Source organism: Pseudomonas sp. AA-38 (genome assembly GCF_029457475.1).
Classification (GTDB): Bacteria; Pseudomonadota; Gammaproteobacteria; order Pseudomonadales; family Pseudomonadaceae; genus Aquipseudomonas.
Genome location: NZ_CP120359.1, coordinates 1132897 through 1145325, shown reverse-complemented (window position 1 = coordinate 1145325; position 12429 = coordinate 1132897). Strand labels below are relative to the sequence as shown.

Here is a 12429-nt window from a genome sequence, read left to right as displayed (position 1 = left end):
GGCCGGGGGAGAGGGTCTGGCCGGCGACGCCGAGCCCCAAACCACAGCCCCCGGATTCAATCCGAACGCCAAGGAGAACACCATGCGACTCGTCATCGCCCTGGGCGGCAACGCCCTGCTTCGTCGCGGCGAAGCCATGACCGCGGAAAACCAGCGTGACAACGTGCGTATCGCCTGCCAGCAGATCGCCAAGGTGGCGCCCGGCAACGAGCTGGTGATCGCTCATGGCAATGGCCCGCAGGTCGGCCTGCTGGCCCTGCAGGGCAACGCCTATGATGCCGCCAACCCCTACCCGCTGGACGTGCTCGGCGCCGAGACCGAAGGCATGATCGGCTACATGATCGAGCAGGAGCTGGGCAACCTGCTGCCCTTCGAGGTGCCCTTCGCCACCATCCTCACTCAGGTGGAAGTGGATGGCGCCGACCCGGCCTTCAAGCACCCCAGCAAGCCCATCGGCCCGGTCTATACAAAGGAAGAGGCCGAACGCCTGGCCACCGAAAAAGGCTGGAGCATCGCTGCCGACGGCGACAAGTTCCGCCGCGTGGTGGCCAGTCCGCGCCCACAGCGCATCTTCGAGATCCGCCCGATCAAGTGGCTACTGGAAAAGGGCAGCGTGGTGATCTGCGCCGGTGGCGGTGGCATCCCGACCATGTACGACGGCAAGCAGTTGAAAGGCGTCGAGGCAGTGATCGACAAGGATCTGTGCTCGGCGCTGCTGGCCGAGCAGCTCAACGCCGACCTGCTGGTGATCGCCACCGATGTCGAGGCCGCCTATGTGGATTGGGGCCAGCCGACCCAGAAGAGCATCGCCGAAGCCCACCCCGACGCGATCGAAGCGCTCGGCTTCGCCGCTGGCTCCATGGGGCCCAAGGTGCAGGCTGCCTGCGAGTTCGCGCGCAATACCGGCAATACCGCGGTGATCGGTTCGCTGGAGAACATCGAGGCCATCGTCCAGGGCCGTTCCGGCACACGCATCAGCCTGGGAAGCAACGGCATCGTCTATCGCTGAGAGGGCAACATTCATGTTCACCCCCGGTCATCTGCACCGTGACAACCTCGGCCGTCCCGAGGGCATGCGCCGCGCACCGCCCTACTCGGTCGACTTCTACTACGAGGTGCGCCAGGATCCCGCGCACGGCGCCATGCTGCACATGCGCCTGGCCGGTGAGGTGAACGGCAGGCCCTTCGCGGAAGAGTTCGAGCTGCACCGCGATGTCGCCTACAACTTCGCCAGCGTGGCCACCCGCGTGGCCGCACGCCATGGTCTGCCCGTCAGCGCCAGCCCGGTGATGCGCGGGCACGACGAGTACGACAGGGTCTTCGCCGATATCCGCGCCAAGCTGCATGCCAAACCGGGGGAGCCGGTCAATCTCGATCACGTGCTCTGACTTGGCTCGAATGCAATCCGGGGGCGCTTTCCCCGGATTGCATCCGGGCTACATGGCTTACGAAGAGTCCTGATCCGTAGGGTGCGCCGCGCGCCCCAGGCGGCAGCGCACCAACTTACGGCCAACCTTGTCCTTTTGGTCAGAAAACAGTGCAAAACATTCCTCCTGAAAAACCCTAAACGGCAGCTATCCAATTGATTTGCCACGGATAAGCACAATCACGAGAATTGGCGCCGTTTTTGCTATGGCAGCAGCAGCCTGACCACTCGGACAGGTTCATAACCATAACGACACGACACCATTCAGGAGCCTCCATGAATCGCACCCTTTCTTCGCTGGTGCTCGCCAGCGGCCTGCTGGCAGGCGGCCAGGCCGTTGCCGGCGATCTGCTGCAGTGGCAGAACAACAGCCTCACCTACCTCTATGGCCACGACTTCAAGGTCGACCCGGAAATCCAGCAGACCATCACCTTCGAGCACGCCAGCGGCTGGAGCTTCGGTGACCTGTTCTTCTTCACCGACCTGATCAAGTACAACGGCGAGGCGCAGAACGGCAACGGTGACGGCCACACCTACTACGGCGAGTTCAGCCCACGCCTGTCGTTCGGCAAGATCAGCGGTACCGACCTGTCCTTCGGCCCGATCAAGGACGTGCTGCTGGCCTTCACCTACGAGTTCGGCGAGAAGGACGTCGACGCCTTCCTGCTCGGCCCGGCGGTCGACCTGGACATCCCAGGCTTCGACTACTTCCAGCTCAACACCTATCTGCGCAAACCCAACAGCAGCCGCCCCGGCAAGAACGTCTGGCAGATCACCCCGGTATGGAGCTACACCCTTCCCGTGGGTGATTCGGACATCCTCATTGACGGTTTCATGGACTGGGTGGTGGACAACGACGAGAACCACCGTGGCGACTACCACGCCAACCTGCACTTCAACCCGCAGATCAAGTACGACCTGGGCAAGGCCATGAAGTGGGGCGAGAAGCAGCTCTACGTGGGCATCGAGTACGACTACTGGAAGCACAAGTACGGCATCAGGGATGGTGGTTTCGTCAGCGACAACTTCGTCGGCCCCACCAACCAGAACACCGCCAGCCTGCTGGTCAAGGTGCACTTCTGAGGTCAACGAACCAGGGTCGCAGGGATTTGCGACCTTCTGCCAATGCCCTCGCCCAGCCTGACGTGCTTAGCTGCCGGACATCACCAGATTTCATCAAGGATGGACGATGTCAGCGCGCACCCTGCTGCTCACCGCTCTCGCCATGCTGGCCTTTGCCGGCAACTCGCTGCTGTGCCGCCTGGCGCTGCGGGAAACCGAAATCGACGCGGCCAGCTTCACCTTCATACGCCTGCTCAGCGGCGCCCTCAGCCTGTGGGTACTGTTGCAACTGCGGCACACCCGGCAGCCCATGGCCGGCAACTGGCCGGGGGCATTGGCGCTGTTCCTCTACGCCGCCGCCTTCTCCTTCGCCTATCTGCAACTGGACGCCGGTGTCGGTGCCCTGCTGCTGTTCGGCGCCGTGCAACTGAGCATGCTGCTCTGGGGCCTGCTGCGCGGTGAGCGCCTTAGCCCCCTCGCCACGCTCGGCACCCTGCTGGCCAGCGCCGGCCTGCTGGCCTTGCTGTTGCCGGGCGCCAGCGCGCCACCATTCTCCGCCGCGCTGCTGATGCTGATCGCCGGCATCGCCTGGGGCGCCTATTCGTTACTGGGGCGCGGCCAAGGGGATCCGCTCGCGGTAACGGCCGGCAACTTTCTGCGTGCCACGCCGCTGGCGGTGCTGCTCGCCGTGGCGCTATCGAACCAGTTGCAATGGGATGGGCCTGGCCTGCTCTATGCGTTGCTTTCCGGCGCACTGACCTCGGGCATCGGCTATGCCATCTGGTACAGCGCTTTGCCCGGTCTGCGCGCCAGCCAGGCCGCCACCGTGCAACTCAGCGTGCCAATCCTCGCGGCACTGGGCGGCAGTCTGCTGCTTGGCGAAGCCCTGAGCCTGCGCTTGCTGCTCAGCGCCGCGGCGGTCCTCGGCGGAATCGCTCTGGTATTGGGCAGTCGACAACGCGCCGGGAGCTAATGGCCCTGGCAGCGGTCTTCTACATGAGCCCACAACGCCTGGGGAAATCGCCATGCCTCGCCTGCTTCGCCTCTGCCTGCTCACGCTGCTTGCGGCCAGCCTCGCCGCCTGTGCCAGCCTGAGCAATCGCGATCCGCTACGGGTCGACCTGGTTGGCCTGGAGCCATTGCCCAGCCAGGGCCTGGAAGTGCGCTTCGCCGCCAAGCTGCGGGTGCAGAACCCCAATGACAGTGCGGTGAGCTTCAATGGCATGGCGCTGGATCTGGATGTCAACGGGCAGCCGCTGGCCAGTGGCGTGAGCGACCAGCATGGCGACGTGCCACGCTTCGGCGAGACGCTGGTCAGCGTGCCGCTGAGCATTTCTGCATTTTCGATGGTGCGCCAGGCCTGGGGCGCCGCCGGTTATCACCCCGGCCAGGAACTGTCTTATGAGCTGCGCGGCAAGCTGGCCGACGGCCTGTTCGGCACGCGCCGCTTCAGCGACAGCGGCACCCTAAGCTGGCCGCAGCCGCCAAACCCCTACTGAAGCAGGAACTGGCGGCCGGTTCTGCCTCAGGCTGCGCAGGCCGGCTGGCCACGACGCCTCGCCACCTGCTGGCGGCAGGCCTCACCAAAGGCCTGGAAGATCTTCACCGAGTCCGGATTCTGCGCTGCCTGCCATTCCGGATGCCATTGCACGGCGAACAGGAAGGGCGACAGGCTCGGCCCATGGATCGCCTCTATCAGGCCATCCTCGGCGGTGGCCAGCACTTCCAGCCCCTTGCCCAGGGTACGGATGGCCTGGCCGTGCAGGGAGTTGACGCGAATCTCTTCCTGCCCCATCAACTTGGCGAACCAGCTACCGGCCACCGGCTTCACGCCGTGGCTCGGCGCGTACTGCACATCGACCGGATCCTCGGGGTTCTCGCGGTGATCGTTGAAGCCGGGCTCGGCATAGACCTTCTGGTAGATGTCGCCACCCAACGCCACGTTGATTTCCTGCATGCCACGACAGATGCCGAAGATCGGCAGGCCACGGGCGATGGCTGCCTTGATCAGCGGCAGGTCGAACAGGTCGCGATCGCGATCCTGGGTCTTTTCCGGGGTCTGGTTTTCCTGGCCGTAGAGCGCCGGGTCGATGTTGCTGCCGGCCCCGGTCAGGTACACACCATCGGCCATGTCCAGATACTGTTCGATATCGTCGCTGCCACAGCAGGTGGGCACCAACAGCGGCACGCAGCCAGAGAACTCGACCAGGGGCTGAATGTACTTGTGGGTCATGACCTGATAGGCGTGGCCCTTGCGCTCCTGAGCGCCCATGGACATCAACACGACGGGTTTGCGCGGGGTATTGCGGATCTTGTTGTCGGACATACGTCACCTTGGGACAGGCCGGGCCTGTCGTTGCTGTACAGGCCCGGCGAAATGCTCGCGACCTGGTTGGCTAACTCCGCACGCAACCGAGCGTCCTGCACGCTGGCCACCTTCCGACGGCGACATGACCCAGGCCTTTTCGCTCCATGAAAAGGATTGCCCAATGCGGCAACCGATACCCGAACCAGTAGCGGAATCTGCCGCCAGTGTGCCCGAGCCGTAAAATATGTCAAACATCTAACCGATCTATTTTCTTGCCGCCACATCAGGCGATTGACCTATAGCGGAGAAAAACAGGCTGCTCAGGACATCAGGGAAGCCTTCAGGCGTCATGTTGGAAGTCCAATATTTTTGACATACTGTGTCATCGCGGCCTTACCAGGCGGGCATCGGGCGCTAATTCCCTATACACTATGCGGTTTATAACCACCTCCGAGGACACCCCTTGAGCACCCTGCCGCCCTGCCCCAAATGCAACTCCGAATACACCTACGAAGACGGTGAGCAACTGGTCTGCCCCGAGTGCGCCCATGAGTGGAAAGCTGGCGAAACCAGCGCCAGCGAGGACGACGCGCGGGTGATCAAGGACTCGGTGGGCAACCTGCTGCAGGACGGCGACACCATCACCGTGATCAAGGATCTCAAGGTCAAGGGCTCGTCGCTGGTGGTCAAGGTCGGCACCAAGGTGAAGAACATCCGTCTGGTCGACGGCGATCACGACATCGACTGCAAGATCGACGGCATCGGCGCGATGAAACTCAAGTCCGAGTTCGTGCGCAAGGTCTGACGCCGCGTCTTCGACGCTGTGACCTTCTGCCCAGCAGGCGGCACCAGCAGGTGCTAGCCTCAAGGGCAGAACAGTCTCGGAATTACCGCTCCATGCGCCACCTGCTGCCACTTCTGCTGGCTCTGCTCAGCCCCGTGCTGCATGCGCAAACCTGGCGCGTGGTGGGCGACGAGCAATTCGCCCCCTACAGCTTCATCACTGGCGAAAGCGATACGCCACTTGGCCTGGACGTGGAACTGGTCGACGCCGTGTTGCAGGAAGCCAAGGTGAGCTACGCCATCCGTCTGTATCCCTGGGAACGGGTCAAGCGCATGCTCGACCGCGGCGAAGCACACATGGCCTTCCAGTTCGCCGGAACCGCGCAGCGTCAGGCGCAATACCAACTGGTCGGGCCACTGCGCAGTGGCACCACCGTCTTCATGACCCGAACCACGACGGCCATCGACGACTGGCAGACGCTGGAGGATCTGAGCCCCTACGTGATCGGCCAGGTGCGTGGTTATGCCTACGAGGAAGACTTCGATCAGGCCGCTCTGATGCGCGACCTCTCTGCGCAGAATCCGCGTCAACTGGTGTCGATGCTGCTGGCCGGGCGCATCGACCTCATCGTTGGCGACCGCACTCAGCTACTGTATTTCGTGCGTGAACAGCATGCTCTGGAGCGTGTGCGCATTCTGCCCAGGCCGCTGGTGCGGATGCCACGCTTCGTCGCCTTCGCCAAAGGCGATATCGAGCACGCCCGGCAGTTCTCTCAGGCGCTGGTGAAATTGCGAGAAAATGGCACGCTGCAGCGCATCGAGCAGCGCTGGACACAGTGACACTTACTGCACGGGCAGGAAGTTCAACAGGAACAGGCTCTGTGCATAGTTGGCGCCCATGCGTCGGTAGCGTTCTTCCAGCACGTGCGTCAACAGATCGAGGCGCGCCACCATCTTGCCGAACTCCACGGCGAAGCTGAGGTTGCTGCCCTGCGCGGACACCTCGTTGGACAACAGCAAGGGGCGACCACTGGCATCACGGCGCTGGCCCAGCATCCAGGCGGCCTTCTCCAGGTTGCGCGCGGCGTTGTAGATGAACTGCGCATTGAAGCTGTCGGTCAGGTAGAACTCGGTGCGCCCACCGTGCGCGGTGACCAGCATGCTGCCGATGGCATAGGTGAAAGCAGCCACCCGGTCGCCCTGGAACGCCGGACTCAAGGCGTAATCCAGGGCCGCCACATCACGCAGACCACCCAGGCTTGGCCAGTCCTGATTGTACTCGATGGCGTACTGGATCTGCCGCTCCATGCTCGCACTGTCAGGCATGGCATTCTTGCGCCATTCTCGCGGGTTGCGCTGGTAGAGCTTGTGCATCAGCCGGTACAGGCTGTTGAGGTTGTTGCGCATGGCCAGGGTCGCCATGCGGTCGACGTCGGTTTGCAACAGCTCGGCGGGCTTGACCGGGCTACGCTTGTGAATGATCGAGTCGTTGTCCAGACGCCCGCTGCAACCACCGAGCAATGCCAGGCACAGCAGTGTCGGCAGCACTCGCCGCCAGCTTGCAGGTACCCGTCTCTGGTCTCGTTCCGAACGCATCGCGCCGCCCCCAGCAGCCTCGATCCCGCCAACAGGCGGCACCGTTCAGATATCCAGTAAAGCGTAAAATTCCCTCGTCCGGGTCTTGCCGCTGCGATTCGCCGAACGCGTCACCTTTACCCAAGCCTTACACAAGCCCGAACAACGAAGCCGAACGGCGACAGTCTGATTCATTGCGCGAAGACACTGCGCATTCTCAGGAGGTCGCCACCATGCAAGCTCGTGTCCCACTCATCGCCGCCATCGCTGCCAGCCTGACGCTGGCCGGCCTGGGCAATGCCCAGGCGTCGAACCGCAGTGACGCTGCCATCGCCGGTGTGGTGGCGGGTGCGGTCATCGGCGGCGTGATCGCGTCCAGCCGCCCCGCCCCGATTCATCGCCCGCCACCGCCACGGGTCTATTACTACCCGGCGCAGCCGGTGCATTACGCACCACGGGCCTACTATGCACCGCCTCCGGGTTACTACTACCCGCCGACGCGGGTGGTCGTCGTGCCAGCTTACCGGCCGTACCCACCGCCCCCTTATCGTGAACCCTACTGGCGGCGCGACAGGCGCTGGTAGTACGCATGCGAAAGGCCCGTATCGTGGATACGGGTCTTTCTTGGGTTTTTCGTGGAATCTCGGGAAATCTGTCTTGATGCCGGACTGGCAAGCTTGTGTGGATTGTTCTTATGCCTGTTCCGAATTGCCGCGTTTTTGCTGATGTTTTTGGTTTCGCCCTCCCGGGCGAGTCACTTTTGCCCCGGATGGCCGGCCCGACAAAAGTAACCAAAACCCTCCGCCCGATCATCCGGCCCTGGCTTCGCCAGGGTTCGCTCACTCCATCGCCGCTCCAGAGGCCCGCCACGGTGGGCCATCCCTGGCCCATCGTGGCTCTCGGCTTTGGCATCCTGCGTCGCTCTACCTCCTGCATCCATGCAGTCGTCGCGACATCCATGTCGCTCAACCTCTTCCACGACGATTCCGTTCGCCCTCCTGGGCGGGCTCTGCACGCGCCTGAACCCGAGGTAACCCAGAGCAGCGCGGAGTGCTTGATGGGGGCAGCCGTAGGGCGGACTCAGGAGCCTAAGCGAACAGTCCGCCGGGCCATGCCCAGTTCGGCACCACAACCTACGTTCAATACTCCCACCAACGGCGTACTGCTTCTCGAGTACGCCCTACGCGAATGAAAGTATTGGTTTAATCCGACGGCCACATTGCGACTTCACAGCCCTCAGAGCACGCAGGACTAACCTGGCATACCTGTTCGTTCAGGCGCGCGAATGGCCCCTTCAGGAGGGTGAGTGGAATCGTTGCGCAGAGGGGCGAGCGGCATGGATGCCGCGAGAGGCTTAAAGGGCCAGGGACGGCCCTTGTAAGCCGACCCTCGGAGCAGCGATGGAGCGAACGAACCCCGGCGAAGCCGGGGCCGGATGGCGGGGCCAAGCCTTTTTGCCTTCTTTTGTGGCGTTTGACAAAAGAAGGTCGCCGGGGGCGAAATAGGAGATATCAGCTAAACGCCGATAAGCAGCTTGAACACCGAAAACAACCGAAACCAACACACAAACTTGCCAGTCCGGTCTCACCCAAGCATTCCCGCCCCCCCTGCAGCCAAAACCCTCACACAGCCAGCGGAGCCCGCTCGCACAGGATCTGCAGCGCCGCGGCCCACTGCGGATGATCGTTCAGACAAGGCACCAGTTGCAGGCTTTCACCGCCGGCCTCGACGAACTGCTCGCGGCCACGATCGCCGATTTCCTCCAGCGTCTCGATGCAGTCGGCGACGAAGGCCGGGCACATCACCAAGAGTTTCTTCACCCCCTGCGCGGCCAGTTCGTCGAGGCGGTTCTCGGTGTAGGGCTCGATCCACTTGTCACGCCCCAGACGCGACTGGAAGCTCACCGACCACTGCCCCGGCGCCAACCCCATGCGCTCGGCGAACAACTCGGCGCTGCGCATGCATTGCGCGCGATAACACTTGGCTAACACTTCGGGCGAAGCCGTGCGGCAGCAGTCCGCTCCCTTCAAGCAGTGGCCGCTGGGGTCGAGCTTGCGCAGGTGGCGCTCCGGCAGACCATGGAAGCTCAGCAGCAGATGGTCGAAGCCCTGATCCAGATAGGGTTTGGCGCTGGCCACCAGGGCGTCGAGGTACTCGGGTTGCTCGAAGAATGGCGGCAGGATGGAGAAACGCATCTTCAGGCCATGCTCACGCACCACCCGCTTGGCTTCCTCGATCACCGTGGTGGTGGTGCTGTCGGCGAACTGCGGGTAGAGCGGCGCCAGGGTGACCTCAGTAATTCCCTGCTCGGCCAGGCGCAGCAGGGTCGACTCGATGGACGGCTGGCCATAACGCATGGCCAGCTCCACCGGGCCGCGCGTCCAGTGTGCCTTCATCGATTCCTGCAAACGGCGGCTGAGCACGATCAGCGGCGAGCCCTCCTCCCACCAGATCGACGCATAGGCGTGCGCCGAGGCGGCCGGGCGCTTGATCAGAATCAGCGACACCAGCAACCGGCGCAGCGGCCAGGGCAGGTCGACCACATAAGGATCCATGAGGAACTGGTTGAGATAACGGCGCACATCGGCCACCTCGGTGGACGCCGGCGAACCCAGATTAACCAGCAGCAATGCGTGATCGGTCATGCGAAATCCTAGTGATAAAGGTCAATGGCCCAGCACATCCGTCAGGGCGACATCCAGATGGGTGAAACGAAAACTGAAACCGTCATCGAGCAAGCGACTCGGCAAGGCACGCTGACCGCCGAGCAACAGCTCGGCCATCTCACCCAGGCCGGCACGCAGGGCGAAGGCCGGTACCGGCACCCAGGTCGGCCGGCTCAGTGCCTGCCCCAGCGCCTGGGTGAATTCGGCATTGCGCACCGGCAGCGGCGCGCAGGCATTATAAGGACCCTGCGCCTCGGGCCGCTGCAAGAGAAAATCGATCAGCTCGATTTGATCGGCAATATGAATCCACGGCATCCACTGCCGCCCATCGCCGAGACGACCGCCCAGGCCCAGACGAAACGGCAGGCGCAGCCGCGCCAGCAGGCCGCCATCGCGCGCCAGCACCAGCCCCGTGCGCAGCAGCACCACCCGCATGCCCAGGCTCTGTGCACGCAGCGCGGCCTGCTCCCAGGCGCCACAGAGCTGCGCGGCGAAGTCATCGCCCAGCGGCTGCATGTCCTCGCGCAGTTCCTGATCCCCGCCGTCGCCGTACCAGCCCACGGCGGAGCCGGAGAGCAGCACCGCCGGACGTTGTTCACGGCGCTCCAGCCAGGTCACCAACTGCTCGGTGAGGTCGATGCGGCTGGCCCACAGCAACGCCTTGCGCTTGCGGCTCCAGGGCCGGTCGGCAATGGGCGCGCCAGCCAGATTGACCACCGCATCGAGCGGTTCGCCGTCGAGTTCTTCGAGCGCAGCGATACCCCGTACCGCCTCGCCACACAGGCGCGCAACCTTGGCTGGATCACGGCTCCAGACAGTGAGACGATGGCCCTGCTCGTGCCAATACGCACAGAGACTGCGGCCAATCAGGCCGGTGCCGCCGGTCAATAGGATATGCATGGTCTGCTCCTCGCTGGGCAAAACTCGAGTGTGCCGCTAGCACCTGCCCAGACAAAGCGACAGGTGCCTTTATTCATTGCCAGGTTTGTCCTAAACCTAGAATAGGAGCAAAGTACGAGGCCATGTACATGAAAACATCCCTGTATAGCTTTTGTCCAAGTCTTAGCCTGTAAAGGGCACCTCTAAAAACGTAGGCGAGGCAGCCAGCGCAAGGCAAAAACAGGCGAAAAAGCGCAGTTTACGTGCTGTAAATGAGCATTTTGAGACTGTTTTTAACGACGCGATGGCAACGCAGGTAGTTTTTAGAGGTGCCCTAAAGCATTCAGCGCTGAAGAGGTAAATTATGACCATCGCCATCATTGGCACCGGCCTCGCCGGATTGTCCGCCGCCCAGACACTGCATGCAGCCGGCCACGACGTGGAGCTGTTCGACAAGAGCCGTGGCAGCGGTGGGCGCATGGCCAGCAAGCGCAGCGACGTCGGCAGCCTGGATCTGGGTGCCCAGTACTTCACCGCACGAGATCGCCGCTTCGTCGAGGTGGTACAGCAGTGGCAAGCCCGTGGCTGGGTCGCGCAGTGGCTGCCAAGCCTCTACAACAGCCAGTCCGGGCAACTCAGCCCATCGCCGGACGAACAGGTGCGCTGGGTCGGCACGCCACGCATGAGCGCCATCACCCGCGCCTTGCTCGGCGCCCTGCCGGTGCATTTCTCCTGCCGCGTCACCGAGGTCTTCCGTGGTGATCAGAACTGGACGCTGCTCGATGCCGAAGGCACCAGCCATGGCCCCTTCAGCCAGGTCATCGTCGCCACGCCCGCGCCCCAGGCCAGTGCCCTGCTGGCCGCCGCCCCGAAGCTGGCCGGCACTGCGGCCAGCGTGGTGATGGAGCCGACCTGGGCCGTCGCCCTGGCTTTCGACACCCCGCTCGACACGCGCCTCGAAGGTTGCTTCGTGCAGGACAGCCCCCTCGACTGGCTGGCCCGTAACCGCAGCAAGCCGGGTCGCGAGCAGCAGCCCGACACCTGGGTGCTGCATGCCAGCAGTGCCTGGAGTCGGCAGCATGTGGATCTGCCCAAGGACGCGGTGATCGAGCACCTGCATGGTGCCTTCGCCGAGCTGATCGGCTGCGCCGTGCCGGCGCCCAGCTTCACCCTCGCCCACCGCTGGCTCTACGCACGCCCGGCCCAGGCCCACCAGTGGGGCGCCCTGGCCGATGCCGACCTGGGCCTGTATGCCTGTGGCGACTGGTGCCTGTCCGGCCGCGTCGAAGGGGCCTGGCTCAGCGGTCAGGACGCCGCGCGCCGCCTGCTCGAACACCTGGCATGAACGCACCGCCCAAGCGTCGGCTGAATCCCGCCAAGCTGCTGCTCTCGAAGTGGACGGCCAGCCGTCCACAGAATCGCGAGCGGCATTTCCTGGTCACCGAACTGCTGCGTGACGAGCAGGAGCGGGTCGTCGCCGTGGAGCTGCAGGCCGTGCTCACGGGGCGCAGCGAACACATCGACTGGCAGCAATTGCTGGATACGGAGCGCTGGCAACAAGGCTGGCGCTAACAGGCCGTTGAAAAACTACCTGCGTTGGCAATACTGCGTTAAAAACAGCCTCAAAATGCTCATTTACAACACGTAAACTGCGCTTTTTCGGCTGTTTTTGCCTTGCCTTGCCTGCCTCGCCTACGTTTTTCAACGGCCTGCTAAGACCCTCACAAAAA

14 protein-coding genes are annotated in these 12429 nt (G+C 63.4%); 10 read left to right on the top strand and 4 right to left on the bottom strand.

Annotation, left to right across the window (positions count from 1 at the left end):
* The first annotated feature begins 82 nt into the window (after positions 1–82).
* The 5 genes from arcC (at position 83) to PVE35_RS05280 (ending at position 3987) form a co-directional block, all read left to right on the top strand.
* Entirely contained in the window at positions 83–1009 is a 927-nt protein-coding gene (gene arcC, locus PVE35_RS05300) for a carbamate kinase (protein WP_268181814.1), read from the top strand.
* A 13-nt stretch (positions 1010–1022) separates the two neighbouring features.
* The gene (locus tag PVE35_RS05295; protein ID WP_268181812.1) at positions 1023–1388 is read left to right on the top strand and encodes a DUF5064 family protein; all 366 of its coding nucleotides are present in this window, start codon (positions 1023–1025) and stop codon (positions 1386–1388) included.
* 314 nt (positions 1389–1702) lie between these two features.
* The gene (locus PVE35_RS05290) at positions 1703–2509 is read left to right on the top strand and encodes an outer membrane protein OmpK (RefSeq protein ID WP_277374022.1); all 807 of its coding nucleotides are present in this window, start codon (positions 1703–1705) and stop codon (positions 2507–2509) included.
* A 106-nt stretch (positions 2510–2615) separates the two neighbouring features.
* Complete coding sequence (locus tag PVE35_RS05285) at positions 2616–3461, top strand: DMT family transporter (RefSeq protein ID WP_277374021.1); 846 nt, start codon at positions 2616–2618, stop codon at positions 3459–3461.
* A gap of 52 nt (positions 3462–3513) precedes the next feature.
* On the top strand, positions 3514–3987 hold the full coding sequence (locus PVE35_RS05280) for an LEA type 2 family protein (protein ID WP_277374020.1): 474 nt from the start codon (positions 3514–3516) through the stop codon (positions 3985–3987).
* A 26-nt stretch (positions 3988–4013) separates the two neighbouring features.
* On the opposite strand, the gene PVE35_RS05275 is transcribed toward PVE35_RS05280, so the two are convergent.
* On the bottom strand, positions 4014–4814 hold the full coding sequence (locus PVE35_RS05275) for a type 1 glutamine amidotransferase (RefSeq protein WP_268181805.1): 801 nt from the start codon (positions 4812–4814) through the stop codon (positions 4014–4016).
* Between the two features lie 445 nt (positions 4815–5259).
* Here PVE35_RS05275 and PVE35_RS05270 point away from each other — a divergent pair, with 445 nt between their 5' ends.
* Both PVE35_RS05270 and PVE35_RS05265 read left to right on the top strand, forming a co-directional pair.
* Positions 5260–5601, top strand: a complete 342-nt coding sequence (locus PVE35_RS05270) for a zinc ribbon domain-containing protein YjdM (protein ID WP_268181804.1) — start codon at positions 5260–5262, stop codon at positions 5599–5601.
* A 92-nt stretch (positions 5602–5693) separates the two neighbouring features.
* Complete coding sequence (locus PVE35_RS05265) at positions 5694–6419, top strand: transporter substrate-binding domain-containing protein (protein WP_268181802.1); 726 nt, start codon at positions 5694–5696, stop codon at positions 6417–6419.
* 3 nt (positions 6420–6422) lie between these two features.
* Here the strand turns inward: PVE35_RS05265 and PVE35_RS05260 are convergent, their stop codons facing one another.
* The gene (locus PVE35_RS05260; protein WP_277374851.1) at positions 6423–7124 is read right to left on the bottom strand and encodes a hypothetical protein; all 702 of its coding nucleotides are present in this window, start codon (positions 7122–7124) and stop codon (positions 6423–6425) included.
* Positions 7125–7387: 263 nt separating this feature from the next.
* On the opposite strand from PVE35_RS05260, the gene PVE35_RS05255 reads away from it, so the two are divergent.
* Positions 7388–7738, top strand: coding sequence for a hypothetical protein (locus PVE35_RS05255; RefSeq protein ID WP_277374019.1), 351 nt, complete (start codon positions 7388–7390; stop codon positions 7736–7738).
* A gap of 1038 nt (positions 7739–8776) precedes the next feature.
* Here the strand turns inward: PVE35_RS05255 and hemH are convergent.
* A complete protein-coding gene (gene hemH / locus PVE35_RS05250; RefSeq protein ID WP_277374018.1) occupies positions 8777–9799 on the bottom strand; it encodes a ferrochelatase in 1023 nt (340 codons plus the stop codon).
* Positions 9800–9820: 21 nt separating this feature from the next.
* Entirely contained in the window at positions 9821–10720 is a 900-nt protein-coding gene (locus PVE35_RS05245) for a TIGR01777 family oxidoreductase (RefSeq protein ID WP_277374017.1), read from the bottom strand.
* Positions 10721–11063: 343 nt separating this feature from the next.
* Between PVE35_RS05245 and PVE35_RS05240 the strand changes: the two genes are divergently transcribed.
* Positions 11064–12044, top strand: coding sequence for an NAD(P)/FAD-dependent oxidoreductase (locus PVE35_RS05240; RefSeq protein ID WP_268181794.1), 981 nt, complete (start codon positions 11064–11066; stop codon positions 12042–12044).
* Positions 12041–12271 (top strand): TIGR02450 family Trp-rich protein, encoded by a 231-nt coding sequence (locus PVE35_RS05235; RefSeq protein ID WP_277374016.1) that lies wholly within the window; start codon positions 12041–12043, stop codon positions 12269–12271. The genes PVE35_RS05240 and PVE35_RS05235 overlap by 4 nt, the downstream gene beginning before the upstream one ends.
* The last annotated feature ends 158 nt before the right edge of the window (positions 12272–12429 follow it).

Bases quoted from the DNA above. Each gene is read 5' to 3' on its own strand.
- PVE35_RS05280 (WP_277374020.1), top strand. From the start codon at position 3,514: ATGCCTCGCCTGCTTCGCCTCTGCCTGCTCACGCTGCTTGCGGCCAGC.
- PVE35_RS05285 (WP_277374021.1), top strand. From the start codon at position 2,616: ATGTCAGCGCGCACCCTGCTGCTCACCGCTCTCGCCATGCTGGCCTTT.
- PVE35_RS05295 (WP_268181812.1), top strand. From the start codon at position 1,023: ATGTTCACCCCCGGTCATCTGCACCGTGACAACCTCGGCCGTCCCGAG.
- PVE35_RS05265 (WP_268181802.1), top strand. From the start codon at position 5,694: ATGCGCCACCTGCTGCCACTTCTGCTGGCTCTGCTCAGCCCCGTGCTG.
- PVE35_RS05240 (WP_268181794.1), top strand. From the start codon at position 11,064: ATGACCATCGCCATCATTGGCACCGGCCTCGCCGGATTGTCCGCCGCC.
- hemH (WP_277374018.1), bottom strand. From the start codon at position 9,799: ATGACCGATCACGCATTGCTGCTGGTTAATCTGGGTTCGCCGGCGTCC.
- PVE35_RS05245 (WP_277374017.1), bottom strand. From the start codon at position 10,720: ATGCATATCCTATTGACCGGCGGCACCGGCCTGATTGGCCGCAGTCTC.
- arcC (WP_268181814.1), top strand. From the start codon at position 83: ATGCGACTCGTCATCGCCCTGGGCGGCAACGCCCTGCTTCGTCGCGGC.
- PVE35_RS05275 (WP_268181805.1), bottom strand. From the start codon at position 4,814: ATGTCCGACAACAAGATCCGCAATACCCCGCGCAAACCCGTCGTGTTG.
- PVE35_RS05290 (WP_277374022.1), top strand. From the start codon at position 1,703: ATGAATCGCACCCTTTCTTCGCTGGTGCTCGCCAGCGGCCTGCTGGCA.
- PVE35_RS05235 (WP_277374016.1), top strand. From the start codon at position 12,041: ATGAACGCACCGCCCAAGCGTCGGCTGAATCCCGCCAAGCTGCTGCTC.
- PVE35_RS05255 (WP_277374019.1), top strand. From the start codon at position 7,388: ATGCAAGCTCGTGTCCCACTCATCGCCGCCATCGCTGCCAGCCTGACG.